Raw genomic sequence first — 26,429 nt, forward strand, 5'->3', positions numbered from 1 at the left:
TAGCGGCATCCAGCCGCGCGCCGCCGCTCTACGCCCGCGCCGACTATTGCTGAACGACGGCAAAATCGCTGAACAGCACCTCTTTCAACAGAGGCTCTCCCAGCAACGAGTTAGTTTTCGCCAAAATCTGCCTTTTAATCAATCCCAAACCGGGGTCGGTCAGGTCGGACATCTGGGCGTTGCGAATGATGGTGATCACCTGATCGCGAAAGCGGTTTTTATTTCTCTTGAACAACTTGCCAAAAGGCGAATTGTCTTCCTCCACTTCACCTGGTTTACCGTGGCCTCCATGTTCCCCACCTCCCTTAGCTGCCTTTTCTTCGTGGTCGGCCGCGACCGTGCCGAAGAGTTGGAAGTCGATGAGCGACGTGGTATTCGAGTTGGGGTCGAACGCCGTGAGGCTGAACTTGCCGAGGTCCACCTCGCGGAGTTCGGCGCGTCCTTCGGCTGCAGCCTCTTTTTCCGATTTCTCCGTGGTCTGCGCGGCCGCGGTCTCTTTCTTGGCTTCCGCCTTGGCCGCCGAATCTCCGCCGGGCAAATACAGATACGCTAGCACGCATTGCGAGAGCACGATGGCGCCGACGATCGCGCCGATCTTCGCCTTCGACAACGACTTCTTCGCGCCAGCGGCATCCGCGCCATTGATACCCGCGGGGGATGTGGCAAGCTCCGCCATGATCGTTTACTCCGAATACCGTTCTGCGTTGCTCAGAATGTAGGGTGTGTCAATCGCAGCGCAGACGCACCGGATTGGGCGGTGCGTCCGCGCTGCGCTTGACACACCCTACCGTTTCTTCCATTTCAGTCTCGCATTACTCCACCGCACCGTCGTCGATCATCCCCCGCCCATCTTCCGTGAACTCGTTAAGCATGAACACCTCGACGCGGCTGTTCTTTTCCAGCAAGCGCGGATCGCGGCCGGCGTAGACCGGCTCGAACTGGGCCGCCACGCCGATCCGAATCCGCCGCGGATCGATCCCCAAGGAAACCAGGTATCGCATGGTCTTGTAGCACCGCTCATAGGCCAGGTCCCAATTGTCGCGAACTTTGCCGGCGCCCTGGGGCGGTCGACCGAGCGTATGGCCGCGAATCTCGATCTTCTGCGGTTTGCCCCCCAACTCCGTGGCGGTCGTCTGAAGATCGCGCCGCTGCTCGTCATTGAGGTCGCTCACTCCCGCGTCAAAGAAAATAACTCCGCCGATGGTCGCCTGGTCGCCCGGGCGGATCGTGCTGACCCGCGCGTGTTCGCCGACAAGCCCGCGGTTGCGAGTCTCCTTGGTGGGCGTGGGCCGGATCACCACGTTCTTGGTCGTCAGCGCCGAATCGGTCGGTACATATTGGTTCGCCGGCAGCCCGACGAACCGGCCGAATTGGCGCCGCAACGACATCAGGACGGGCACTTCCTTCTTCGTGTCCTTCGAGCCGGCCATGGAAAACATCACGACGAAGAACGACATCAGGATCGTGATCATGTCGGCATACGACACCATCCATTCGGGCGCGCCTTCGCTTGGATGTTCTTCCGCGGCTGCCGACATGCTACGCCGCCTCCTGAGCGCCGGGCCGCAGCTTCGGCGGCAGGTAGGTGTTCAGCTTCTGTTGCACGGTGCGCGGGTTGTCTCCCGATTGAATTCCCATGATCCCGCGAAGAATGATCTCCTTGGCCATCGTTTCCTCGTGGCTGCGCATTCCCAGCTTCTCGGTGAACGGGATGCAGACCAAATTGGCCATCAGCGCCCCATACAAGGTTCCAATGAGCGCCACCGCCATCGAAGGACCAATCGATTCGGGGTCGTTCAAATTGCCAAGCATCAGCACCAGACCAAGCAGCGTGGCGATCATCCCGAACGCCGGTCCGCAGCGGCCGATCAGCTCGAGAATCTTTTTACCCTCTTTGTGCCGCGATCCCATCGCGGCAATCTCGGTGCGCATGACCTCTTCGATCACTTCCGGCCGCGTGCCGTCCACCGCCATTTGAATGCCCAGGGCAATGAACGGATCGTCGATCTCCGAGGCCTTGCTCTCGAGCGCGAGCAATCCGTCGCGGCGCGCCGTCTCGGCCAGCCCGACCAATTGTTCGATCAGGTGATTCAGATTCTCCGGCTTGTTGAAAAACACCTTCAGAATGACCTTGGGCAGACCGAGCACGTTGCGCAATGGAAACCCGACGAGCCCGACCCCGATCCCACCGCCGATCACCATCATGATCGCTGGCGGGTCGATAAAGGCGCCGTAGTTGACGCTCCCCTTGCCCTCCATCCCCATGATGAGTAGCGAGCCGCCCATCATGGCGAAGGCCATCATCAATCCGGCTACCGTGGAGATGTCCATTTCAGTCGTTTCGAGCGGCGTGTTTCTGAGGGAGTGTTAGCGACAAGTTGGGGGGATTGCGAGTGGCGAGTCGAATTTGAAATCCGAAATCTCTCATCACCAGGCCCTGGTGCTGAGGCCCAAGTCCCGATTCCCGGGCGCCAAACCCCGAGTTGCTTGTGGAATCATGTGTTTCTCGCGCTGGTAATCGATTGCCCGGCGCAGCACCTCATCCATCGACTCCTCGACGACCACCCGGTCGCCGATGGTGAGCGTGATGAAGGTGTCGGGGCGCGCTTCGATGTAACGGATCAGGTCGGCGTTCAAAACGAACTCCTCCCCGCCCAAGCGAGTGAGCTTGATCATGGTCTGCCTCCGCATAGGGAACCGCCGGCCCGAGCCGGCGCATTCGGCCTCATTCACGGCAAGTGTAGGCCACAAACGAGGGCTGAGATGACCGCGAAGCAGCGGCAATATGGCCGAATTCTGATGAGCCGCCGTTAACGCAGTTGGTTGTCGGCAGCGCAAGCTCGTCGGCTGGGGACGATGCGCGATGAGGACGGCGAAGCGGCAGCAAGACCGTCAGAATCCGCTAACTCGGCTCATTTGACAAAGAAAAGCGGACATTCCGTTCGGGGCAGTCGCCATCGCTGACGTTAGAGATTAAATAAAGCGGTCGGGAGCCATAACAATGACTCCCGACCCCTTTATAATCCCTTTATAATCAGAATCGCCGCGAATGCAGGCGGCCGCACTTTCTCTATCCGCGGCCGAGATTCAACAGATCGCCGAACAGCGTGTTGACCGTCGAGACGACGCGGGTGTTCCCTTGATATTGCGTCGAGGCCAGGATCAGGTCGATCAGATTCGTGCCGACGTCAGTGTTCGATTGCTCCAAAGCGCCGGACACGATCGAGCCGATGCCTTGCGTGCCGGGGCTGCCTTGGATGGGCAAGCCCGAGTTGACTCCTGCCGCGAAGTTATTCTGCCCGCGCTGTTCAAGACCGTCGGGATTGGTGAACCGGGCCAACTGGATTTGTCCGAGCGTGCGCGTGACGCCGTTGGTGAACACGCCGCTGATCGTGCCGTCGCCGTTGATATTGAAGCTCGAGAGCGTGCCGGCGCCCGAGCCGTCTTGACCGCTCGTAGTGAGCGTGGCGGTGCTGGCCGACAAGCCGGACAACTGGTTGAAATTCAGGTTGAATTGCAGCGACTGCGACGGCGTCTGCGAGCGGTTGATCGAGACGGTGCTGTTGCTCACCGAGACGACCTTCCCGTTGCCGTCGAATGTGATCAGGCCGGTGCCGACCGCCGTGCCGACGCCGTTGACCGGCTGATTGTCGGGCGAATCCGCAAACCAGCGATAGACGGTGCTGGTGCTGTTCTGGCTTTCCAGGTCGGCGGTGACGCGGACGTTGACGGGGATGCCGAGCGAATCGTAGGCGACGAAATCGCTGACGGCCGTTTGCCCTTTGGCGGCCTGCGTCTCGCTGAACGTGAGATTAGGCGTTGTATTTCCGCCACCGGCCGTCGGTGTCAGGACGAAGGAGGAGAGCGGAATCGTGACCGCGTTGTCGACGCCGTTGTTGCTGACGAACTGAATGCGACCGTTGGCCAGCACCGAGCCCCCTTGAGACGCGCCGGAAATGTCGCCGGGGACCGGATGGGCCGAATCGGCCGACGGCGGCTGGATGCCCGTCGCTTGGGAAACGAAATCGACAAGGTCCTGCACGGTGGTGGTATTCGTGATCGTGAGGTCTTTGGCGGTGAGCGTGCGGCCCCCTTTTTCTCCCGTGAACGCGAGCTTGCCGGTCTGGAAGGGCACGTTGTACGTCGTGCCGTCGAAGCTCTGGACGTCGACCAGCGGCGTGTCGGGAGTGATTCGCGGCCCGTTGAAATCGAGCTGCTCGAAACCGGCCGTCGACGAATTCGAGATCGTCGCATCGGAGACGTGGTCGACGAACGACGTTCCGGCGTTCACGTCCGCCACGCGATAAAACACCGACGGATTCGTGGCCAGATTGCGATAGATGCGGATTTGCCCGCCGGCATATTGGCCGGTCGGGGTGGGCAAGTTCGAGACGACGATGCGGTCGCCGGTGACGTTTTGCGGCCCGGCCAGCGGCGAGGGATGGCTCTCCGGTTCGCCCGGTTTGACGAATGTCACGTAATAGCTGTAGTTCCCCGAGATGGTCGACGTGTCTTGCTGAGCCTGGGTGGCCAGCGTGGTGTCGTCGGTGGTGTCGGTGAAGGTGGTGGTCGTGTTGTCGGACGAATAGTTCTTGTCGAGATAGTAGACGGGATTCGCTCCCGCAGTGGCCAATTCCTGCGTGCGGTAGACGCGGCGACCGACATACTTGCCGCTGCTATCGGTCGGAAGATTGCTAATGGTCATCCCTTCGCTGCTCGCCGCGCTGGCAGGAATGGTTCCTGAAAAGCTGGCGGCGTCGGATTCGTTGCCATTGGCGTCGACGTACACGACCTTATAGTCGTAAGTCCCGCCTGGAATCAGCGGTCCGGGGGCGCCCGAGGCCGCGGCTGTCGTCGAGGTGACGATCGGCGGCACGGCGATGTTGGCGGTCGTGCCGGCCGGCGGCGCGCTGAATCGGCTGTCGCCGAGGACCGCGCTCTGGATGATCTCGGCCGTGTTGGCGACGTCGCCGGTGGGGGGCAGCGTTCCCTCGAACTGCACGTTCTTCGTGGCCTGCGCGACGGCGGTCGTGCCGAGCGGAATCGACACGGGTTGCAGCGTGGTGGCCTTCACCTGATAGTTGCCATCGACGCCGTAGCCGAGCAGCTTGGCGCCGGTCGGCGTAACAAGATCGTTTTGCGAGTTGGTCTGGAACTGGCCGTCGCGAGTGTACAATGTCTCGCCGCTGTTTCCCTGCACGATGAAGAAACCTTGACCTTGGATCGCCAGATCCGAGGGACTCGAGCTGACCTGAATCGTCCCCTGGGTGAAGTCCGGAGTGATCTCGGCGACCGCGGTGCCCAAGCCGATTTGCTGTGGGTTCGTGCCACCGGAATCCCCTTGCGGCCCACTCCCGAGGCTCTGTGTTTGCAAGAACTGAGTGGCGAAAATCGCGGTCGAGGCTTTGAAGCCGACGGTGCTCGAGTTCGACAGGTTGTTGCCTACCACGTCGATCGTGGATTGCGAGGCGCCCATCCCTGTCAAGGCGGTGCTGAGTGCGGATGCTAAACCCATTTGTCTGTTCCTTTGTTTTTAGCCCGACGGCAAGACATCCTGAATGTTGTTCAGACTGACAATTTGCGTTCCCACGTACAGCTTCGGCGTGTTGTTCACGATGCTCACCTTTTGCACGACTCCCGAGGCCTGGTTGCCGCTGTCGTCGAGCCCGTCGATTTTCTTCCCGATCAGGCTCGTGGCGCTCGAGAGCGATTGGCCGAGCGACATCCCGTTTAGCGTGGTCGTCAATTGGTTCGTCGAGGAGATTTGCTGCATGGCGCCGAGTTCCTGCATGATCTGACTGTTGTCCATCGGATTCAGCGGGTCTTGATTCTGCAGCTCGGTGATCATCATCTGCAGGAACTGACTCACATCGACGTTGCCGAGGCTGTTCGCGAGACTATTCGACTGCGAACTCGATGAACTGCCGGCCGCGGCCGATGACGCGCCGGGGACCGATGAAATTGCCATGTTCGGTTTCCTTTCAAACGAAAACGTCCAATCGTCCGTTGATGTTGCGAAGGCCTATTGAAGGGGAGGCCGCGGCGGACGCGGCCCCCGTCGATGCAACGCGCCCGGTTTGTCCCTGCGGTGGTTGATAGCCCGGATTTGTGTTTCCCGAAGGATTCTGCGGAGTGCCGCCGCGGGATTGGCTCATCAATTCGACGTCGAATTGATCGATCTTGATATTGTGATCGGCCAGTCGGTCGCGAAGCTGCGGCAGATGGTCCAAAAGCATCGTGCGGGCGGCATCGGTCTCCGTCTGCACGTGGGCCGTCATCACTCCGTCGCGCACCGTAAGTTCCAGCCGCATCGAGCCGAGGTCGGGCGGACTCAATCGCAGCTTGATCTGACCTCCCTGCTCATCGGCCGCCTGAAACGCGCTCGAAACACGTTGCAGGAACCGCACGCGATCGACTTCGCCAGCCGCCGAGCCGGAGGTGGATGGCACCGTGGACTGAGCGCCGGCAGTTCCCTTGGCTGGCGCCGATGAGCCGGCGGCGGCTTGGCCGACAGGCTGCGATGATGATTTCGCCGCAACGCCGTCGATCGCCGGCGCGGCGCCGTCCTTGCGCAGCGGCCCGGCGAAGGCCGGATCGGTCGCCGGCGAATCCGCGGGCGGGGCATTTGTTGCAAGCGCTGCCGCGGCCGCCTGGGCATCTGCGCTCGCGACGACGAACGTCGGATGCTGCGTCGAACTGACCTCGCGAGCCGGCCGCGCTGAATTCTTAGCGTCGGGCGCTACCGCCGACGAGTCTTGGACGCCGGCGGCTTGATGATCCGCGGGGAGCGAGATGGTGTCGGTACCGATCGGTGCGCTGGCCGTTGATGCCCCGTGCTCGGCGGCACTCGGAGTTGCGCGATCGGCGACGTTTCCTTGCGGCTCGGGGAGTTGCCTTTCGATACCGGGCGTTTGCAACGCGGCGGACTGCGAGGTCGTATCTCCGTTAGCCGGCGCGGGAGGTGTTCCAGCGGCGTTCGCAGCGCTATCGCCAACTGGCTGTTGTGGAGCGCCCGTTCCGGTGGGCGACGGCTGCGTCGCAGTCAATTTCGCCTCCGCCGGTTTGGTCGCGGCAATCTCTGGCTGCTTGTCGGTCGCCGGTGGGGAAGGTGGCGTTGCGGTTGGTATCGTGAGCGTTTGAGACTTCAATTCCGGCAGAGGACTGGTTGGCACGGCGGCGGCATTTGCATTCGCTCCCTTCGCGCCGCCCCGCCCCCCGGCCGTGCGAGACGAATCCTGAACCGCATCCCCTTTGTCTTTCGGGCTGCGCGGCTTGGATGCCGGGAGCGGGTCGTTGCTCGTTGCCGAGGCGCTCGCCGGTGTGTCGTTCGACGGCGATCGAGTCGTTGGCTCGGCCGGCGACTGGGAGGCGGAAGTCGTAGTGGCGTCGCGCGCCGGTTGACGAGGCGAGTCGTTCGAGGCGACGTCTTTCGACGGAGAAAAGGGATTCGGCCCTGCGGAATCCGTTGACGAAGCGGGATCGCCCTCGCCGGCCTGACTCGCCCGTTGCAGATGATCGTCGAAGCCGCTTGCCGTGCTCCCGGCGGACTGCGCCGAAGCCGCTCCCGCCGTGGGAGACAGGCTCGCTAGCGAACTCAAATTGTCCAGGGCGAATTGCGTCATGGCGCGGTTTGCGGAGTTTTCGGATTGAACTGCTTCAATTGCTCGCGGGCCTGGTCGATCGGCAGAACGTCGGGGACCCCCTGGCGAATCAGGCGCAGGATTTCGTCGAGCTTTTTCACGTCTTCATCGGTCTTGAATTCGGCAATGATCTTGGCCTGTTTGGTCGTCGCGACGGCCGAGAGGATCGACACGACTTCGTTCATCTCTCCGGCGTCGATCATTTGCACGATTTGCTCCTTGGCCTGCCTGGGCTTCATGCTTTCCCAGATCAAGCGGATCTTGTCGCGCCCCTCCTGGACGGCTTTTTCCTTGTCGACGTCGAGCACCTTGGCGTTGAAATTGTCTCGCAGCAGCTTGTAGCGGCTTTCCTCGTCGTCCAGTTTTTTTTGCTCGAAGCGAATTCTTTCCAGGCCGCTTTCGATCGATTGCTCGCGTAGTTCGAGGTTTCGCGCCTTGATTCCACGGCGGCGCTCGATGTCGTCGAACGAGGGTTGATCCGCGGCCTCCACTTGTTTCTTGCTTTGCTCGACTGGCGCCGCCACGACTTCGATCCCGCGGGCCACGTCGGCTATTCGCAACAGCTTGTCCTTGTCGAGGTAACCGTGCGTGGTCGCATATCCGAGAATGATCGCCAGCGCGATGACCGTGCCGATGCACACGTACGCGAACAAGGAGCCGAAGGTCCCCAAGAGACGTCCCATCAAAACGCCTCCCCGCGTTCGTGTCGCATGACGGCCATTTCGTCCAACCGCTGCGCTTCTTGTCGCGCCTCCCCTTCTCGATGCCGCTCGCGCTGCGTGTCGCGGAGCTTCTCGAGCACTCGGACCTCGCGATCGGCCGCCACGAGCGCCTCGCGGCGCTTCTGGACCTCGGCGGCCACCGCCTGCCGCTGTTGATCGGCCGAATCGCGATCCACCTTGAGAATCATTTCGTAGCGCGCCGACTCGGCCAATTGATCGACGTTGACCGTCCCGGGGCGCGCAGCATCGAGCGCTCGGCGCTGCAACTCGACCAGCGCGCGCTCAATCTCTGCGATCCGCTGAAAAATCAATTGCTCCGCCTGCTGCGCGTCCGCCAGATGCGCGCGGCGCTCGTCGCGCCACGCCTCGCGAAGCCGCAGCAAGGTGGTCAATCGAAATCGAAAACTCGGCATGTGCAGGAAGGTTCAGGCGCTCATGGGCTCGTTGCAATCGGATTGGTTGGGTTGCTCGGTTGCATCAGAGTTGTCGCGCGTTGTTGTAGTTTGCTCAGGCCGGCGGCCGCGTCGGCGAGCGTCACCGGTTCGTCGATCCGCTGCCGCAAGTATCGTTGGATGTCGTCTTGCATCTCGATCGCGGCATCGACGGCTCGATTGGCGCCGCGGCGATAGGCGCCGATCGAGATCAGGTCTTCGTGATCGTGATGCGCTGAGAGCAATTCGCGGACGGTTTGCGCCGCATCGTGTTGCTTGCGCGGGGTGATTTCGGTCATCAGGCGGCTGATGCTCCCCAGCACATCGATGGCCGGATAATGCCCGCGGGCGGCCAACTTTCGCGAGAGCCAGGTGTGGCCGTCCAGCAGGCCGCGCACGGTGCCGCTGATCGGCTCCTGGGGATCGTCTCCCTCGACGAGCACGGAATAGAATCCGGTGATGCTCCCCTTCGCGGCGCGGCCGGCGCGCTCGACGAGCTTGGGGAGCATCGCGAACACCGATGGCGGATAACCGCGTGTGGTCGGCGGCTCGCCGGCGGCCAGGCCGATCTCGCGCTGGGCCATTGCGAACCGCGTGATCGAGTCCATCAGCAACATCACGTCGCGTCCCTGGTCGCGAAAGTACTCGGCGATCGCGGTGGCCGTTTGCGCGGCCTGAACTCTCATCAGGGCCGGCTCGTCGCTCGTGGCGACCACCACGACGCTCCGCGCCAGCCCCTCCGGACCTAGGTCCCGTTCCAAAAACTCGTTCACTTCCCGGCCACGCTCGCCGACCATCGCGATCACGTTCACATCCGCCGCCGTGTAGCGGGCCATCATCCCCAAGAGCACGCTCTTGCCGACTCCCGAGCCGGCGAAAATGCCCATGCGCTGCCCCTTGCCGCAGGTCAAGAGACCATCGAGGGCCCGAATGCCGGTGCCCAATGGTGAGTCGATCCGTGGACGATCGACGGACGGCGGCGGCTGGCGATCGAGCGGAATGCGACTGGTCAGCGCCGGTTGCGGGCGACCGTCGATGGCGCGGCCCTGGGCGTTCACGACGCGCCCCAAGAGTTCGTCGCCCACGCGGAGCCAGCGCGCGGTTCCCACTAGCCGCACGCGGTTGCCGCGCCGCACGCCCTTCAATCCGCTGAAGGGATAAAGCAGCGTGAGCGAATCGCGGAAGCCGATGACCTCCGCCCGCAGCGGCTCTCGCCCCTGCCGCTCGATTTCGACGAGCGCGCCGACGGGCGCGGGGAAATCGGCCACCGCGGCGGTCATCCCCTGCGTCCGCAGCACGCTGCCAGCCAGCGCCGTCGGCATCACGCGATCGAGTTGTTCGATGAGGTCTTGCACTGTTACTCTTCGTTCCCGTTAGTCAGCTCTTCCTCGATCCGCGCTAGCTGGGCCTCAAACTGCTGATCGATCGTGCCGTGCAGCGTCTCGATCCGGCAACCGCCAGGCGTGACTTCGGGATCGGCCACGACTTCCGCGGGCCCGAGCCGCTCGAGTTCCGTCGTCAGGCGATCGACTTGTCCCTTGAGCGTATCGCGATCGGTTGGATGAAGATGGATGCGGAGTTGCGAACTGCCGGCGGCCATCTCCAATCCCTCGCGAACCAGCGCGAGCGTCACGGCCGGCAGGTCGGGCACATGCCCGCGGACGATCTTGGCGGCGATCGCGGCGGCCAACTTCACCGTGCTTCGCTCCCAATGACCGAGCCAGGCCTGCTTGGCGTCAGCAATGCCGGCGATCGTCTTTTGCAGGGCCGGCAAGACGGTCTGCATTCGCTGACCGATCTTCTCGTCCAGCACTTTTTCCGCCGCTCGCATCGCGGCTTGCCTTCCTTCTTCCTCGGCGCGCTTCCGCACGCCGTCGGCTTGCTTCTGGGCCTCAGCAACCATCTCGGCGGCCTGGGACCGGATCTGATCCAGGTATTTCCCGGCCTGCTGTTTCATGTCTTCCAGGTTGAACGCGGCTTGCCGGATGCTGCGCGCCGAACCGCCGGACTTGATGATGGTGGACATTGGAGGGCGGCGGGGTGCTGGGTGCGGATGAGCGGGGTATCTACGATTTTGGATTTTCGATTTTGGATTTTGGATTTCAAGCGGCTGCCAGGCGGGTTGCTCGATCGGCGTGGATGCGACCTTCCGATTCCAGATCGGCGGCCAAGTCGGCCAGGGCTTGCTGCGCGTCCTCGACGTCGGCCAGCCGGGTCGGCCCTAAATGAACGAGTGCTTTGTTCAGGGCCCGGGATTGTTCGGCCGGCAGGCGTCGTGTGACGCGCTCGACCAGTTCGGCGCTTGCCCCGGCCAAGGCCAGCACGATCAACTCCGGATCGGCGGCGCGCAGGACGGCAATCAGCGATTCGTCGTCGAACCGCATCAAATCCGTGAAGCAGTAATGGTTCGGGCGAAGCTTGCCGGCGAGCGGTCGATCCACGCGAGAGAGGTTCGTCATGATTTGGCGGCGGGCGTCGCGCGGGGCCGCATCGAGGATCGCGGAGACAGCCGCTAAGCCGTTCGCCCTTCGGCGGCGATGGTGCGACTGCTCGAGCAGCCAGGCTTGCAATCCGCGCTCGACTTCCGCCAGAACGTGCGGATCGGTGTCATCCAGATTGGCCAGGCGTCGGACCACCTCCACTTGCACGCTGGACGGCAATTGGGCCAGCAGTTCACTCGCCCGCTCCGGCGGCAAATGCGCGGCTACCAACGCGATTGTCTGCGGGTTCTCGCGGCGGAGAAATGGCAATAGGGTGTCGGATTCCGTCTCATGCAAGAAGCGAAACGGAGGTTTGTCGGCGACCGGTTCTTCGATCGGTTCTTCGATTGCCATGGCGCGCGGGCGCTCGATCGGAATCGCCAACGTGCGGGTCAGTTCGCCATCCAACTCAATCCCCGGCGGATGCTTGTCGGGCACCAAGGGGCCGATGCGGAAGAATTCGTCGATGATCTCGTCTTGTTCGGCCGGATCGACGTCGCCAAGATGCAGAATCGCGCGGCGGACTCGGTCGGCCTGCTCGGCCGCCATCTGATCGAGCAGCAGGTCAGCCGTCCGCTGATCGAGACTCGCGACCAGAATAGCCGCTTTCCTCAAGGATGGTTTTCGTCGTTTCATAGTGCTGACTGACTTTCGTACTTTGTCCTTCGCACTTCGTACTTATTAAGTTGCGCTGCCGATCCAATTCCGCAGGATATTCGCCGCGGCGTCGGGATCTTCGCGGACAATCTCCACCAGTTCATCGCGGAGCGTCGGGCCGGACTTCGCGCGCCGCTTGAGCCGCGCGGCGGCTTCTTGCTGCTCGATCTCCGGTGGCGCTTCCGCCTCGCCGGCGGGCGCCGCGGCGACCGGCGCCGCTTCGCTCCGCGGCAGTGCCGCCGCCGGCATGGCCTTCACGACGGATCGCAAAACCAGCAGGCTGACCAATCCCAGCCCGATCATCCCCAACGTGCTCCAATACTGGCTCAGCCAAGAGAGCGCTTTGTCGGCGGCGCTCGGCGGCGTAATTGGCGCCGAAGGAAGCTGCTGGAAAGTTGTCACCGTGACCAGTGGCGTCGTCTCCTGGACTTTGGCGTCCGGCTTCGGTAGCAACTGGGCCACATGGCCCTGAATCTTTTTCATTACCGCCGATTCAATCTTGTCGATGTCGCTGTTGCTAGGGGCCTTCGGCTCGGTACCGGCGGGCGTCGGGTTCTCCATGCGCCAAACCTTCTCGTAGTAACTGCTGGGAACACCGACCGTAACCGTAACGCGGTTTGGAGTGAGGCCGGCTTTTCTGGTGACCGATTGCGTTTGCGTCGCCGTATTTTTTGTGCGCGTCTTCTGGGTGTCTTCTTCGGTCTTCGGTCCGCTTGACGCGCCCAGTACGGCCCCCGTGTTGCTCAGCACTCCTCCTTGGCGGGCCAAGCCGGGAGATCCGCCGACGGAACCCGGCTGAGTGCTCGATGTGTGAGTATTCTCTTCCACTTCGACCGGGATGGTTTTGGGATCGACTCGGTCTTCGCGTGTTTCAACGTCAAGCTCCGTATTCAATTCGACGTTGACGTTGATCTTGGCGCCTGGGATGAACGACAGCGCATCGCGGATTGTTGTTTGGTAGTCTCTCTCGTACCTGCGTTTCGCGGTGGCATACGCATCGTCGAGGCCGCTTCCGGCCGCGCTGCTGCCGCCAGGGAAGGTGCTATTCGTGTTGAGATCAAGAACAGAAATATCCGTCGGTTTGCAACCGAGCGCCCCCGCAATGAACTGACGGATTGATTGAGCACGCTCGTCTTCCAGCGGATCGTTTCCCTGGGGCTTGACGCTGACCGACGCGGTCTTCACAGCGCGCTGCACGCTTAGCCCGGATTCGGGCTCGATGTTGTACATGACCTCGGCACTTTCAATCCCGCTCATCCCGGCAATGACGGCGGCCAATTCCTTCTGGTGCGCGACCTGGAAAATCTCCTTCTGCTGCTTCTGCGAGCCGAAGGGTCCGACATCTTTAATCGCACCGATCATGTAGTCGCCGAAACCGCGCGGCAGGGCGTTGGCATCGACCAGCGCCGCCAAATAAAGCGCCTTCTGCGTGCGCGGCACGCGAATCACCCCGCCGGCGTCGATTTCGAAGTCGTTCAATTTCGCCTTCCCGAACGCCCCTTGGATTGCAACGAGTTGGGTGGACGGGATCGGATTTCCCCCAAACAGAAAGTCATCTGGGCTCGACGTTTGATGGTTGAATAAATACCCCAGGCTCACGACCAGCACGGCCAGCAACAGCCCGGCCGTGATCCGCGCGCCGGGCGTCATCGAGCGAAACAGATCGGTGATCTGAGCGATCGCTTTGTTGAGAAAGTCCATGGTGGGCGGCCAAATCCAGTTTCGTGACTCAGGAAATGTAGCAGGCAGACTCCGTGTGCCGTCCGGTCCGCGTCGTCACGGCACACGGAGTGTGCCTATTACCTAAATCTGAATCCCCTTGATCTCTTGAAATGCCGAGGTGAGTTTATTTCGAATCTGCATCATCATGCGGAAAGCGATATCGGCCTTTTGCACGGCGGTGAGCACTTGCGCCGGATCGACGTCGCCGCCGGTGAACAAGTTTTCGACCGCGTGATCGGCGTCTTGCTGCATTGTGTTAACCTGCTTGATCGAATCGAGCAGGAGATTCTTGAACGACCCTTCGCCCGATTCCTTCGCAGCTCCCGCGCCGCCGAGCGAGGCGGCGCCGAGCGGCGCCGCGGCGGATGAAGCAGCCGTGCTAAGTTTGCCTATCGTGTTCATGGTTCACCGTATAGGGCACGCTGTGCGTGCCGGCGCTGCTGGTGGTTCTGGCACGCATGGCGTGCCCTACGTCGCTTATCCGATAATTTTCAATGCCTGGCCGAACATGCTCTTGCTGGCTTCGATTACGCCGATGTTCGCTTCATAGGCTCGCGTGGCGTTGAGCGAGTCGACGAATTCCGTGGTCATGTCGATATTGGGATAGGCGACGTAGCCCTTGTGCGGGCCTTCGTGCTGGGCATCGGGATGCCCCGGTTGGTATCGCCAGAGCGGCTCCTTCTGCGACGTCTCGACGGAATCGACGCGAACTCCGACGGCCCCTTCCGGCGTCTTGGTCTGCTCGTCGGTCTTGAAAACGACGAACCGAGGCTGATAAGGGACCGCTTCCCCCGCCTCGTTGCGCGTGGTCGAAAGATTCGCGATATTGCCCGAGATCGCGTCCATGCGGGTGCGCTGGGCGATGAGCGCGCTGGTGCTGATATCGAGAGAGGTGAACATGCGACGTCCCTGTCGAGTATGATCGTGTGGCTCGGTTTTATGGTCGTAGCGGACGCTGCCAGCGTCCGTGCCGACGTTAGCAGCGTCGGCTACGCTTGTTCGCTGATCGCGGATTGGAGCAGCCGGAACTGATTGGTCATGATCGTCACGGCCAGGTTGTATTGCATTTGATTCTTGGTCAATTCGGCGACCTGCCGTTCGAGGTCGTTATCGCTCTGGTCGTGATAGACTAGGCTCTTCATCGTTTCGCGCACGCCGGCAAACGGGTCTTCGCTGTCGGCGGCTGTTCCCCCGAGCGGGTTGGCGCCTCCCGGTTCCGCGGCCTGTTGGTGGCGAGTTTCGATCGCCTCTTTCAGTTGGCTCTGGAATAGGGCGGGCGACAAATCCTTGGCCCGGTAGCCGGGCGTGTCGAGGTTGGCGATATTGCCCGCCAGCACGTTGTGCCGCGCCTCGCTGAACCCGATCACCTTCTCGAGTATGGGGATTGTGGTCGAATTGAATAACGTCGGGAGCATCTCATTCCTTCGGATTAACGCAACTGCCGTGCCGCGCGCGTCGGCGGCGCTTTCTCGGCCGGCCGGCGGCGATTCACATCGACGCAATTTGCGAATTATTGCGAGCTTGCGTCATCTCGCTAGACTCCTTCGCTCCGCTTGATTCGTAAAATCTGTGTCTCACAGGCGCCGACGATCGGCATTTCCTGCGCGTCTCGAATCGGCAGATTTTGCCGGATCGCGCCGAATGGTAAACCATCACGGCACAAGTGCCGCGGCTAACGACTCACTCCGAACAATGTCAAATCTTTCGTACTTCGTACTTAGCACTTTGTACTTCACCAAATGCTTTCGCTCGCGGAGCATATCCATAGGCTTTAAGCTTTCCCGACAGCGTGCGAATGCCAATCCCCAGGGCCTGCGCCGTTTTGGCTCGATGGCCGTTGAATCGTTCGAGCGTCGCTTCGATCAGCTTCCGTTCCATGTCATCGAGATTCAGGCCGACTTCGATTGAATCGTCCGTCGCCGACGCGATCGGTCTTTGATGCCCGGCCGTGCCGGCTGGCCCATCGATCAACCAGTCGCGCAGTTCGTCGGCTGAGATCGGATTGCCCAGATTCAGCACGCTGGCCCGCGTAATGATGTTTTCTAGCTCGCGCACGTTGCCGGGCCAACGGTAGTTGATCAACAAATCCAGCGCGCCGCGCTCCAGGGCGCACGGTTCGCGGTGCAGCCGCGCAGCCGCCCGCCAGAGAAAATGCTCGGCCAATTCGGCGACGTCCTCGCGGCGTTCGCGCAGCGGCGGGACCACCAGCGGCACGACGGCGAGCCGGTAATACAGGTCCTCGCGAAACCGGCCGGCCGCGACCTCCTGCCGCAGGTCGCGGTTCGTCGTGGCCAACACACGGACGTCGACTTCGCGCGTCGCGCTCGAGCCGACCTTCTCGAACGTCCGCTCTTGCAGCACGCGGAGCAGCTTGGCCTGCAAGCTCAGATCGATCTCGGTGATTTCGTCGAGCAGGATCGTGCCGCCGTCGGCCAATTCGAAACGCCCCGTCCGCGGGTTATCCGCCCCGGTGAATGCGCCCCGCTCATGGCCGAACAATTCGCTTTCCATGAGATGAACCGAGAGCACGGGGCAATTCAGGCTGACCAGCGGCGCCGCGGCGCGGTCGCTGGCGGCATGCACCGAGCGGGCGACGAGTTCCTTTCCCGTGCCGCTTTCGCCGGTGATGAGCACCGTCTCGGACGTCCGGGCGACCTGCTGGATCCTCGATCGCATGGCTTGCATCGCCTGGCTGGCGCCGATCATCGTGACCGGCCCGAATTGGCCCGGCTGCTGCACCGTCGGTCGCCGATCGAGCAGCCGACCATGTTGGATCGCTCGGGCGACAAGCTGCTCGAGCTGCTCGACGTCGAAGGGCTTTTCGATATAGTCGAACGCCCCGTGCCGCATCGCATCGACAGCCGAGGCGACGGAAGCGTGCGCCGTGACCATCAGCACCTGTGCTCCGTGCGGCCGGCGCTCGAGATGATGAATGAATTCCAAGCCGCTCATGCCCGGCATTTGCAAATCGGTGATCACGACGTCGAAGCTCTCGCGCTCGAGCCCTTTCAGGGCCTCGGCCGCGCTCGCCAGGCACTCCACCTGATGGCCGGCATGCCGTAGCACGTCGGCCATCGATTCGCGGGCCTGAAGGTGATCGTCGACGACCAACACCCGGCCGGCGACGGACGGCGTTGCGACGGCAAGTTCGATCGTTTTAGCGTTCATGCGGCGGCCTCCAAACGGCGCGTCGGAATTCGAATGGTAAACGCGGCGCCCCCTTCTGGGCAGTTCGCGGCCGCGACGTCGCCACCGTGAACTTCGGCGATCCGGTCGACGATGGCCAAGCCGAGCCCCGTGCCGTTGCTCTTGGTGGTGAAAAACGGTTCGAAGGCCCGTCGTTGGGCTTGCTCGGAAAGGCCCGGTCCCGTGTCGGCGATCTCAAGTTCCAGCCCGTCGGGACCAAAATATGTGGTGATGAACAACCGCCCGCCGTCGGGCATCGCGTCCAGAGCATTGAGCGACAGGTTGAGGACAGCGCGGCGGAGCATCTCGCGATCGGCCGTGACCATCTGCTGGTGCGGCACGTCGAGGATCGTTTCGATGGATTGCGCGACAAACTGCGGCGCCAAAGAGCCGAGCACTTCCTCGACAAGGTTCCGCACTTCAATCCGCTGCCAGCAAGGATCGCGATCGGCCGTGAATTGCAACAGATCGTTGACGGTCGCTTCGAGGTCCATGAAGCCGACGGCGATTTTCTCGACGATGTCGCGACTTCCCGAATCGTCCGAGAGCCGTCGCCGCAAGAGACTCAAATAGAGCGTCACCGGCACCAGGCTGTTGCGGACCTCATGGGCCACGTGCGAGGCCATCTGGCCGATATCGGCCAGGCGGCTCTTGCGGGCCAACTCGCGGTTCTTGATCTCCAGCTCGTGCGTGAGCCGCTGCACTTCGTTGCGCAGGGCCTCATGGGTTTGCTCCAGCCGCACCGTAGCGCCGTGCCAGGCCGCCAAGACGGTTTCCAGATCGGCGCTGGCGTCGAGCGATGTCGGATCTGCGAACGTCAGGGAACGTGTCATGGTCTCAACTTTCCGAGGAGAGGTCGAGTTGACGGAATTCGAATGCGGGATGGTCGCTATAGGCGCTGCGGGCCACGGCCGCCTGCTGAATGCCCTCCAATTGGGTGGCCACGCGGTCGCGGTGCGCCATCAATCGCGACTCGCTCCGCTTCTCTTGCTCGACGACCTCGGCCAGCAGGATTTCGCAACGGCCCGCGAGTTCGGCGCAGCGGTCGCGATCGGCGGGGGTGCGCCAAACGCGTTCAGCCGGGTTTTGGTTTCGGTAGGGGTCCATTAGACGTTCAATTTCTTGTAGTCCATTCAAGAGCCGCTGCTTGCTCGACAGGAGCTTGAGCAGTTGTGTCATTTCGCCCCCTTCGATCAATTCAGTCTGCCGCTGGCCCACGTCGCGCAGTTGCAGCAATAGATCGTGCTTCTTGCCGACCAGACTGGCCAAAATGTCGGTGGTGAATTGCATGGGGACTACAAGCTCGCGTACCAATCGAGGATTCGCGACCATTGGTCGCGAGTGTAATTCGTCGTCTCCGTGAATGGGGCGTCGAGGCTGATCCGGGTGAGCATCACTTTCGCCTGCTCCAGTGTGTGGCGGGCTTCGTCCGCCCTGCCCAGGCGGCGATAGCAAGCCGCGATTTGCATCAGCGCGTCCAGCACTTCGGGCTGATGCTGATAGCGGTTTGTGGCGGCCTCGTAAGCCCGAATCGCATCGTCGTAGCGCCCCATCTCGTAGAAGGCGGCTCCGCGGGCGAAGTAGCAGTTCCGCAAGATGGCCTGATCGGAGGCCTCGAGTTCCGTTTGCTCCTGCCGGCGGGTAAGGATGTCCTGCACTTGCTCGTATTGGGCAATCGCCGCGCCCAAGAGCTGCTGCATTTGCTTGTTGTGCTCGATTCGCGAGGTTTCGATCGTGTCGCCATCCAGCTTTTCTCGTGGGACCCGCGCACTACGGCGGTAGGCCTCGGCGATCAGGTAGCGGGCGTCGATCAGTTGCGGCGAATCGGGATAACGCTCGACGTATTCCTCGAGTCGCGGGATCGCCTCTTCATCGCGTCCTTCGACTTCGAGCAACGATCCCAAGGCGAACAGCGAATCGCGCCATTCAAGGCTCTTCGGCGTGAGGCCGCCATCTTCGAGATTCTCGCGGAGCAGCTTTTCCGCCTCTTTGGCTTCCCCTTTTTCGACATGTGCTTTGGCGGCCAGCAGGCGGGCACTATAACTGGCCGCGTCGGAGGCATAAGCGGCGATGCATTCGTTCAGGGCCTCAAGCGCCCGGTCGAAGTTCTCCAGCGCCAACTGCGCCGTGCCAAGGTTCAGGAGTGCACGGGGCCGCCGCCTCCGCAATTCGTACCGCAAGTATTCCTCCAACATCCGGACGGCTCCCCGGAAATCGTGACCGGCCAGATAGGAATCGGCGCTGTTCCAAACGTCTTCGGGATACGCGCGGCTCGCCAGTCTCAAGGCGGCCAACTGGCTGAATGCATCGCCGGCTTGCCGCAACTGGGCTCGTGCCTGACGGGCCGCCTCTCGACCTTCGACGGTTGACGAGCGGCCCACGTCGTGCGTCAAAGCCGCCGCCCAGGCTTGATGCGCTTCGGCGGCCAATTCGATTTGCTTCTCGCGCGTGAAGAGCGGGAACAGGACTCCCGTCAATTGGATCGCTTTCTCGAAGCGGCCCGCTTTGGCAAAAGTTTGATCGGCGTCGGACAACCGCTGGCGAATATTGTCGAGCGACAGCAGCGGATTGCGAAACTCGGCAGGATCCCCCACCGCGGCCACGGCACGCCGATAAGCGGCGATCGCTTCGTCGTCCTGATCCAATCGCCGCAGCAACAGGTCGGCCTCTTGAAACGCCGCGGCGATGCCCTCGATGCTTTCGGGATAGCCTTGTTGCGTGCGGCGAAACTGGTCGAGCGCCGAGCGCGGGTCGTTCATCGCCAGAAAGCATTGGCCAATGAGGTACATCGACTGCGGCACGATCCGTTCGGCCGAGTTGCCCCGATTCTGTGCCTTGCGGAGCGTATCGATCGCTTCGGCATATTTGTCTTGCACCGCGCGGCGGGCCTCGGCGGTCGGCGCGTCGCCGGCGTCGGCCTGCAATTTCTCGGCCGCCCGCATCAGCAACTGCCCCTGAAGAACGGTCGCGTCGGCATACGACGGCGAGTCCTTGGGAATCTGTTTGAGGACATCGAGGCAAGCGTCGATCTTGCCGTCTTTGAACAGGATCTGGCCCTTGGTGAGCAATCCCTCGAATTGCTCGCGCCGCGAAAGCTGCTTGTCGGCCAAATATTGCTCGATGTGACCCAGCGCCAGCTTCAAATCGGGGCGCGTGCCCCACAGGTAGGCTCGGGCCAGGAGCCGGTGGATTTCGTTGCTCTCGGCGGGTTGAGATTGGAGCGCTCGTTCGAGGATCGCTTGACTGGCCGTGTATTCCCGGCTCAGGCAGAGGCTCTTGCCCAACAGGAAGAGCCCTTTTCCTTCGCGCCCTTTGGGAAATCCTCCGCGCCGCGCATCTTCGAGATGGCGCGCCGCCAGCAAATAGTAGCGGCGCTGGTCCTCGTCCCACATCGAGTCGGCTTCCATGGCGGTTGCCGCCCCGAGCACAAAACTGGCTCCGCTCGACTCGGCCGCAGATATGCCTCTTTGGTCTCGCGTCAAGGCGGCCAGCCGCTTGGCGTCGGAGTAATTGCCGCGGTCCAGGGCCGCGAGCGCCGCCGCAAGGTAATCCTTCTTGGTTTGGGATTCGGTCTTCGGCTTGACGTTGAGCCACGTAAGCACGAGCGCAAGGTTCGCGCCGACCATCAATACGCCGACCAAGATGGCGATCCGCGCGCGGCGCGATATTCTCTCTCCGGCCCCGACAATCCCCGAGCGCAAACGGGACCAGACCCGGCGAAACCACGCCGGCGGCGGACTATCGGATTGTGGCTGCCGTTGGGCTTCCATGCTTAATGGCACAGTACGGTGTCGCGAACAACGTAGCAGGCACGCTCCGTGTGCCGTAGCTGTTTCGGCGCACGGAGTGTGCCGATTACGTTGGCCGAGCAACCGCCGCGACCGCGGCTCTGATCAAGATGAGGAAAAGTCGGCCGGCTTGTACACGAAAAGCAACCGTGCTGTCAATGGCGTTAGGCTGGGAGCAGCGGGCGGCGGGCGGTGTGTGGGGATTGCCATTAGCGGAATTCGCCAGAATTCCGTAGGGAACGGCCTCGGCGCCGTTCCTAATCCGCGCCGGCCCAGGGAACGCCGCGGAGGGCATTTCCTGCAAGAATCGCTGTGGCTAGCGGGGTCCGGCCGGCGATGACGGGGCCGCCGCGGCCGCGGAGATGCCCGTCCGCGTGATTTGCTCCATCAGCCAGCGATCCATGTCGGAGAGCATCCGCGGCGTCAAGTCGTCAGTCCCAGGATATTCGCGGAGCACGACCGACATGCCGGCCGAATGCAGCAGTCGCAGGTCGTCGCAGACCACATCGGTCGGATAGCGTTGTGAAGCCCGAGTGCAGGCCACGAAGATCGACAACTGCCGGGCCTGGGCCAACTGGGCCAGCGGCGCGTCGCCCGTCGGGAATTGGCCGCCGAACGAAAGCACGCCGGCAAAGCGCCGCGGCTGCCGCATGGCCACCCGCAGTGCCATCGTCCCGCCGCAATCGCAGCCGGCCAGAAAGACGCGGCCCGCGGCCAGATGGAATTTCGCCTGCGCGGTGGCCAGGCAGTCCAGGACCCGCTCTTCGGCCGCTTGAATGTGGCCGTCCATCTGCTGCCAGTTGAACGCGGCAGGATGCGCATTCGCACCAGCAGCCGTTCCCCGCGGGGCAATGGCCACGTAATTCCGCAAGCTGACGAGCGGCATGATCCGCTTCAATTGGTCCTCGTTGTCGTCGGCGCCGTGCAGCCAGACGATCAGCGGATAGGCGTAGTTGCGCTCGTAGTGCAGCGGAGCGAACAGCGCATGGGGCGCTCTTTCCGACCCGGCCCGCGAAAGAATCGCCTGGCTGACCTCGGACATTGCGGCGAGGCCCGCGGATCCCGTCACCCCGGAGGGTTTTGCGCCGAGCGAAGAAGTCGTGGCGGGTGGCTTTGGCGGTCGAATGCGGTTCATAAACACCCTAAGTTGTGCAAGTGGAGAAGATCCCATCCAAGCCGACACAAGCTGACCCGACGTACGCCTCCTCACAGCGACAACTCCCGCGTGGCTGGACGATAACGCAACTCCGGCAAGGATGTCAACGCGGACTACCGCGGTGCTAGCATCAACCCGTCAGCCCGGCCATGATCTTCACGAGTTCTTTCACGGCATCGACGCTCTTCTGGAATTCGGCCCGCTCGCTGGCGGTAAGTTCCAATTCGATCACTCGTTCCACGCCGCCGGAACCGAGAACCACCGGCACGCCGACGAAATACCCGCCGACGCCATATTGCTTGTCGCAATACGCGGCGCACGGGATCAGCCGCTTCTTGTCGCGCGTGATCGCCTCGACCATCTGCGCGGTGGCGGCGGCGGGGGCGTAATAGGCGCTTCCCGTCTTGAGCAGGCCGACGATCTCCGCGCCGCCGTTGCGAGTGCGGGTGATGATTTCGTCGAGCCGCTTGCGGTCGATCAACCGGCTGACCGGAATTCCGCCCACCGAAGTGCAACTTGCCAGCGGAACCATCGTGTCGCCGTGACCTCCCATCAACAGGGCCGAAACGTCCTCGACGCTGACGCCGAGTTCCATTGCCAGAAACGCCCGATAGCGGGCCGTATCGAGCACTCCCGCCTGCCCGACGACGCGCGCCGGCGGAAACCCGCTCACCTGCCAGGCCCGCTGCACCATCGCATCGAGCGGATTGCTGACGACGATCAGCACGGCGTTGGGGCTGGTGCTCTTGATTTCCGCCGCCACGCTGCCGACGATCTTGGCGTTAGTGGCCAACAGATCGTCGCGGCTCATGCCGGGCTTGCGCGCGATGCCGGCCGTGATCACCACGACGTCGCTGTCGTTGGTGTCGGCATAGTTGGTCGTGCCGACGATCCGCGAGTCGAAGCCGACGATCGGCGAGGCCTGCATCAAATCGAGCGCCTTGCCGGCCGGCATGCCTTCGGTTTGCGGGATGTCCAACAACACGATGTCCCCCAGCTCGGCGGCGGCGCACCAATGCGCCGTCGTCGCGCCGACATTGCCGGCGCCAATGATGGTGATCTTCGCTCGACGCATGGAATTCCCTCGCTCGATTTCGAGCCTATCCGAAAACCGCCGGGGACTGTCCCCCTTTTGCGCAGTCCGCGCAGCAAAACGGGGACTGTCCCCTTTGCCGAGGCGGTTCTCGGATAGGCTCTTCGCCATTTGGGGGTCCGACGGGTCTACCTCACCGCCAACCCTACCGAACCGTTTCCGCTTTGCAAAGGGGGCGAGGAAGGAAAGTTTGGCGCCGCGGGGCGACCCCTCTTGACAGGGCGACACGAGGTCGTTCGCAGATGGCATGGACCCATGCGGAATCGCTTGTTATGCTTTCGCCCCCATCCGTCAGGTCAGCTCGCTTCTCGCGCGGCAGTTCTTGATTTCGGGAAGCGTGTTGAATCTGTAGGGAACGGCCTCCGTGCCGTTCCGTGAACTTGCGGCACATTCGGAACGCCGCCGAGGGCGCTCCCTACGGGATTTCCTTGCGATGCACTTCGACTTTGTGATCGTCGGCTGCGGGATGTTCGGTTGCGTGTTCGCGCGATCGGTCGCCGACCGCGGCAAGAGCGCGCTCTTGGTCGACAAGCGCGATCACATCGGCGGCAATTGCTACACGGAACAGGTTGCCGGCATTCACGTGCATCGCTACGGTCCGCATGTCTTCCACACCAATAGCGACCCTGTCTGGCGATTCGTCAATCGCTTCGCCGAGTTCAACGATTATCGCCATCGGATCGCCGTGCGGTTTGGCGAGCGACTTTATTCCTTCCCGATCAATCTGCTGACGCTGCAACAGGTGTGGGGCGTCACGACGCCGCGCGAAGCGGAAGCGAAATTGGCCGCCGTCCGCATTCCAACCGATGAGCCCGAGAAACTCGAAGCCTGGATTCTTTCGCAAGTCGGCCGCGAGCTATATGAAATCTTCGTGCGGGGCTACACGACCAAGCAATGGGGCCGCGAGCCGCGCGAGCTGCCGGCCTCGATCATTCGCCGCATCCCGATCCGGCTGACCGGCAACGACCGCTACTTCGACGACCTTTACGAAGGCATCCCGCGCGGCGGCTACACCCGGATGTTCGAGAACATGCTGGATCATCCAAACATTCGCGTGGAAACCGGCGTCGACTTTTTCGCCCATGCGGCGAAACTGCGCGGCCTCGGCCGAACGCTGGTCTACACGGGCATGATCGACGAATTCTTCGACCATCGCTACGGCCGGCTCGATTATCGCTCGCTGCGATTCGAATCGGAAGTTCTCCATGGCGATTTTCAGGAAACGGCCGTCGTCAACTACACCGATGCATCGGTCCCCTACACGCGCATTGTCGAGCACAAGCACTTCGATCCTCAGCCGACGCGCCGCACGGTCATCACGCGCGAATTTCCGCAAGCTTTTGACGCCGGGCAAACGCCCTACTATCCCATTCGCGATGCCTGCAACTCGGCGATCTACGATCGCTATCGGGCGGCGGCGGCAGCCAGCGGAGTGATTTTCGGCGGCCGGCTGGGCACGTATCAATACTACGACATGCACCAGGTCGTTGCCCAAGCCATGACGCTCGCCGAGCGAGAGTTGGGAGTTGGCCGCACATCGCAGTTGAAGGCGGCGTAGGGGGTCGCGAAATGCTGACCACGTGCGTACTTCGGTTCGCCCTTCGGTCTGAGCCTCAGGGTCGAAGACAAGCGAACCGGCTAACGGAAATCGTTCGCAGTTCACGCGCATTCTCGAACGCCGCGCCTAACTTTCGCGTCCCGCCCATGCAACGCAACCTGATTCTGACGGCGATTGGCGACGGCAATGTGCTCGACACATGGTTCGACCGCCCGGACCAGCGGCAGTTCGATCTGTTCGTGGTCGACTTTCGTCCTGGTCCGCGCGCCGCGCCACCCCACGCGACCTATTTCGTCGAGCATGCGGGCTTCAAGCCTGAGCACCTCGGTTTTGTCGCGGCGAATTTCGAGCCGGAATTGCGGCGCTACGATTGCATCTGGTGCCCCGACGACGATATCGCGCTCGACACGGCCAGCATTAACGCGATGTTTTCCATGTTTGAGCGGTATCGGCTCCAACTTGCCCAGCCGGCCATCGCCGAAGGGGACGTTTCCTTTCAATCCTTCCGGCCGCAGCCCGGCGCCGTGCTGCGTTACACGCCCTTCGTCGAAATCATGTGCCCGCTGTTCACTTGCGAGGCGTTTTTCCGCGTGCGGCACACGTTCGCCGCCAGCCGCTCGGGCTGGGGAATCGACCTGGTCTGGCCGCAGTTCTTTGGTCAGCGCGATTTGGCCATTCTCGATTCCATTCATGCCCGACACATGCGGCCGCTGGAGATCGGCGAATTGTATGTTCGATTGAAAAAGCTGGGCATCGATCCGCGGCAGGAGCGCGACGAAGTGGTCCGCCGCTGGGGAGGCATCTCGGAGCGCGCGGTCCGCAGGATGCATTTTGGCAAACAGCCGATGCCGACTCTCTTCGAGCCGGGCTTTCGCCGCGGCTTATGGCGCCGGGTCTCCGACCGGATCATGCGCCGAGCCGCGTAGCGGATTCTCGTCGGTGGACTCCGACGGGACGTGCCGCGCCGCATCTACCGCCGTTCTTTGCGCTCGCGCATAATTGCTTGAGTTCCGAGCCATTCCCCAATTGTTTACGCGAGTCCCACCATGCCGCAATGGCCGATGGATCAAGCCGGCGCCCATCGCTGGTTCGCCGTGGAGTTTAACAACGAAGCCTGGAGCATCGTCGAGTCGTCGCCTCGGTTGCCCGATCAGATCGACCAGATGCTGCATCTGGCCCACGCGGCGCTTGTGCATTGGTCGCAAGTCGGCACGCCGCTGAATCGCCAGCGGGCGCTTGATCTCTTGGCCCATGCCCACGCCGCCGCCGGGTTCGGCCAACTGTCGCTTCAATTCGCGGAGCAGGCCTGGCAACTCAGCCTCGAAACTGGTGACGGGCAAACCCCGTTCGACCGCGCCGAGGCGCACTCCACGATGGCAGTCGCCTTGCGCTCCGCCGGGCATATGTCAGAGGCCGAAGAGTGGCGCGGAAGGGCCCTTCAAGCGGCCAGCCAACTGGACGCCGAAGACCGCGCCGCGATCGAGAGATTGCTGAATCTGCCGGGCTAAAGGACGTTGCCCAAATGTGGACCCTGGCGGCAAGAATCATCGCTGTCTTGATGGCGATTGCCTATGTCGTGGCAATGATCGTTCACGAGCAGGAGATCAACCGCGGCGTTGTCTACGTGTGCTTGATGGTGTTGGTGCCGCTGGCCCTCATCTGGTTTCCGGAAGAGCTTGGCAGCCTCACGGGCTATGTCGGACGCGGAGGCGATATCGACACTGAAACGCCGCCGGCCCTTGTCGCATTCATCGGCTGGTTCTTTCTTCTCGGCTACCCCGTGATCATCTACTTCTTGCTTTTTCCGGCGCACTGAATCTTGCGAGTTGAAAAGCGTTGCCGTCGCCCCTTTTTCTCCGCGATCTCTGCGGCCTCCGCGTTTCACGCGTCCCGGGGCCAGTTAGAAGAATTCGACTCTTTCGGTCCCCGCAACAATTCCGTTGTGCGGGACCACGTCATGCTCTTTCTCCTGTCATCCACCTTGATTACAATTCTT

26 protein-coding genes are annotated in these 26,429 nt (G+C 62.3%); 4 read left to right on the forward strand and 22 right to left on the reverse strand.

Going from position 1 to position 26,429, the window contains the following annotated elements; all coding sequences use genetic code 11:
* Positions 1-43 precede the first annotated feature (43 nt).
* From VGY55_06460 to mdh, 22 genes are all read right to left on the reverse strand, one after another.
* Positions 44-676, reverse strand: a complete 633-nt coding sequence (locus VGY55_06460; GenBank protein HEV2969613.1) for a flagellar basal body-associated FliL family protein — start codon at positions 674-676, stop codon at positions 44-46.
* Positions 677-812: 136 nt separating this feature from the next.
* Complete coding sequence (locus tag VGY55_06465) at positions 813-1,538, reverse strand: flagellar motor protein MotB (GenBank protein HEV2969614.1); 726 nt, start codon at positions 1,536-1,538, stop codon at positions 813-815.
* Between the two features lies 1 nt (position 1,539).
* Positions 1,540-2,331, reverse strand: coding sequence for a motility protein A (locus tag VGY55_06470; protein ID HEV2969615.1), 792 nt, complete (start codon positions 2,329-2,331; stop codon positions 1,540-1,542).
* A gap of 96 nt (positions 2,332-2,427) precedes the next feature.
* On the reverse strand, positions 2,428-2,676 hold the full coding sequence (locus VGY55_06475) for a flagellar FlbD family protein (GenBank protein ID HEV2969616.1): 249 nt from the start codon (positions 2,674-2,676) through the stop codon (positions 2,428-2,430).
* 394 nt (positions 2,677-3,070) lie between these two features.
* Positions 3,071-5,515 (reverse strand): flagellar hook-basal body complex protein, encoded by a 2,445-nt coding sequence (locus tag VGY55_06480; protein ID HEV2969617.1) that lies wholly within the window; start codon positions 5,513-5,515, stop codon positions 3,071-3,073.
* An 18-nt stretch (positions 5,516-5,533) separates the two neighbouring features.
* Positions 5,534-5,968, reverse strand: a complete 435-nt coding sequence (locus VGY55_06485) for a flagellar hook capping FlgD N-terminal domain-containing protein (protein ID HEV2969618.1) — start codon at positions 5,966-5,968, stop codon at positions 5,534-5,536.
* Positions 5,969-5,981: 13 nt separating this feature from the next.
* Positions 5,982-7,622, reverse strand: a complete 1,641-nt coding sequence (locus tag VGY55_06490) for a flagellar hook-length control protein FliK (protein HEV2969619.1) — start codon at positions 7,620-7,622, stop codon at positions 5,982-5,984.
* The gene (locus tag VGY55_06495; protein ID HEV2969620.1) at positions 7,619-8,323 is read right to left on the reverse strand and encodes a hypothetical protein; all 705 of its coding nucleotides are present in this window, start codon (positions 8,321-8,323) and stop codon (positions 7,619-7,621) included. The genes VGY55_06490 and VGY55_06495 overlap by 4 nt, the downstream gene beginning before the upstream one ends.
* Positions 8,323-8,775 (reverse strand): flagellar export protein FliJ, encoded by a 453-nt coding sequence (gene fliJ, locus VGY55_06500; protein HEV2969621.1) that lies wholly within the window; start codon positions 8,773-8,775, stop codon positions 8,323-8,325. Before fliJ ends, VGY55_06495 begins: the two co-directional genes overlap by 1 nt.
* 20 nt (positions 8,776-8,795) lie before the next feature.
* Positions 8,796-10,148 (reverse strand): FliI/YscN family ATPase, encoded by a 1,353-nt coding sequence (locus VGY55_06505; protein HEV2969622.1) that lies wholly within the window; start codon positions 10,146-10,148, stop codon positions 8,796-8,798.
* Between the two features lie 2 nt (positions 10,149-10,150).
* A complete protein-coding gene (locus VGY55_06510) occupies positions 10,151-10,819 on the reverse strand; it encodes a FliH/SctL family protein (GenBank protein ID HEV2969623.1) in 669 nt (222 codons plus the stop codon).
* A gap of 76 nt (positions 10,820-10,895) precedes the next feature.
* On the reverse strand, positions 10,896-11,888 hold the full coding sequence (locus VGY55_06515; protein HEV2969624.1) for a FliG C-terminal domain-containing protein: 993 nt from the start codon (positions 11,886-11,888) through the stop codon (positions 10,896-10,898).
* Between the two features lie 66 nt (positions 11,889-11,954).
* The gene (locus tag VGY55_06520; GenBank protein ID HEV2969625.1) at positions 11,955-13,631 is read right to left on the reverse strand and encodes a hypothetical protein; all 1,677 of its coding nucleotides are present in this window, start codon (positions 13,629-13,631) and stop codon (positions 11,955-11,957) included.
* 102 nt (positions 13,632-13,733) lie between these two features.
* Positions 13,734-14,054, reverse strand: coding sequence for a flagellar hook-basal body complex protein FliE (gene fliE, locus VGY55_06525; GenBank protein ID HEV2969626.1), 321 nt, complete (start codon positions 14,052-14,054; stop codon positions 13,734-13,736).
* Positions 14,055-14,129: 75 nt separating this feature from the next.
* Positions 14,130-14,552 carry a flagellar basal body rod protein FlgC gene (gene flgC, locus VGY55_06530; protein HEV2969627.1) on the reverse strand — a complete coding sequence of 141 codons (423 nt, stop codon included), beginning with the start codon at positions 14,550-14,552 and terminating at the stop codon, positions 14,130-14,132.
* A gap of 89 nt (positions 14,553-14,641) precedes the next feature.
* Positions 14,642-15,067: a flagellar basal body rod protein FlgB gene (gene flgB, locus VGY55_06535; protein ID HEV2969628.1), complete on the reverse strand. Its 426-nt coding sequence runs from the start codon at positions 15,065-15,067 to the stop codon at positions 14,642-14,644.
* Positions 15,068-15,347: 280 nt separating this feature from the next.
* Positions 15,348-16,820: a sigma-54 dependent transcriptional regulator gene (locus VGY55_06540; GenBank protein HEV2969629.1), complete on the reverse strand. Its 1,473-nt coding sequence runs from the start codon at positions 16,818-16,820 to the stop codon at positions 15,348-15,350.
* Positions 16,817-17,671 (reverse strand): ATP-binding protein, encoded by an 855-nt coding sequence (locus VGY55_06545; protein ID HEV2969630.1) that lies wholly within the window; start codon positions 17,669-17,671, stop codon positions 16,817-16,819. The genes VGY55_06540 and VGY55_06545 overlap by 4 nt, the downstream gene beginning before the upstream one ends.
* Positions 17,672-17,675: 4 nt before the next feature.
* Positions 17,676-18,128, reverse strand: coding sequence for a hypothetical protein (locus VGY55_06550; protein HEV2969631.1), 453 nt, complete (start codon positions 18,126-18,128; stop codon positions 17,676-17,678).
* 5 nt (positions 18,129-18,133) lie between these two features.
* A complete protein-coding gene (locus VGY55_06555) occupies positions 18,134-20,479 on the reverse strand; it encodes a tetratricopeptide repeat protein (protein ID HEV2969632.1) in 2,346 nt (781 codons plus the stop codon).
* 463 nt (positions 20,480-20,942) lie between these two features.
* Positions 20,943-21,761, reverse strand: coding sequence for a PHB depolymerase family esterase (locus VGY55_06560; protein HEV2969633.1), 819 nt, complete (start codon positions 21,759-21,761; stop codon positions 20,943-20,945).
* Between the two features lie 151 nt (positions 21,762-21,912).
* Positions 21,913-22,857: a malate dehydrogenase gene (mdh, locus tag VGY55_06565; protein HEV2969634.1), complete on the reverse strand. Its 945-nt coding sequence runs from the start codon at positions 22,855-22,857 to the stop codon at positions 21,913-21,915.
* 451 nt (positions 22,858-23,308) lie between these two features.
* On the opposite strand from mdh, the gene glf reads away from it, so the two are divergent.
* The 4 genes from glf (at position 23,309) to VGY55_06585 (ending at position 26,249) form a co-directional block, all read left to right on the forward strand.
* Positions 23,309-24,433: a UDP-galactopyranose mutase gene (gene glf, locus VGY55_06570; protein HEV2969635.1), complete on the forward strand. Its 1,125-nt coding sequence runs from the start codon at positions 23,309-23,311 to the stop codon at positions 24,431-24,433.
* A 146-nt stretch (positions 24,434-24,579) separates the two neighbouring features.
* Complete coding sequence (locus tag VGY55_06575) at positions 24,580-25,359, forward strand: hypothetical protein (protein HEV2969636.1); 780 nt, start codon at positions 24,580-24,582, stop codon at positions 25,357-25,359.
* A gap of 120 nt (positions 25,360-25,479) precedes the next feature.
* Positions 25,480-25,941: a hypothetical protein gene (locus tag VGY55_06580; protein ID HEV2969637.1), complete on the forward strand. Its 462-nt coding sequence runs from the start codon at positions 25,480-25,482 to the stop codon at positions 25,939-25,941.
* Between the two features lie 14 nt (positions 25,942-25,955).
* The gene (locus VGY55_06585) at positions 25,956-26,249 is read left to right on the forward strand and encodes a hypothetical protein (GenBank protein ID HEV2969638.1); all 294 of its coding nucleotides are present in this window, start codon (positions 25,956-25,958) and stop codon (positions 26,247-26,249) included.
* The last annotated feature ends 180 nt before the right edge of the window (positions 26,250-26,429 follow it).

It is taken from the genome of Pirellulales bacterium (assembly GCA_035939775.1).
Classification (GTDB): domain Bacteria; phylum Planctomycetota; class Planctomycetia; order Pirellulales; family DATAWG01; genus DASZFO01.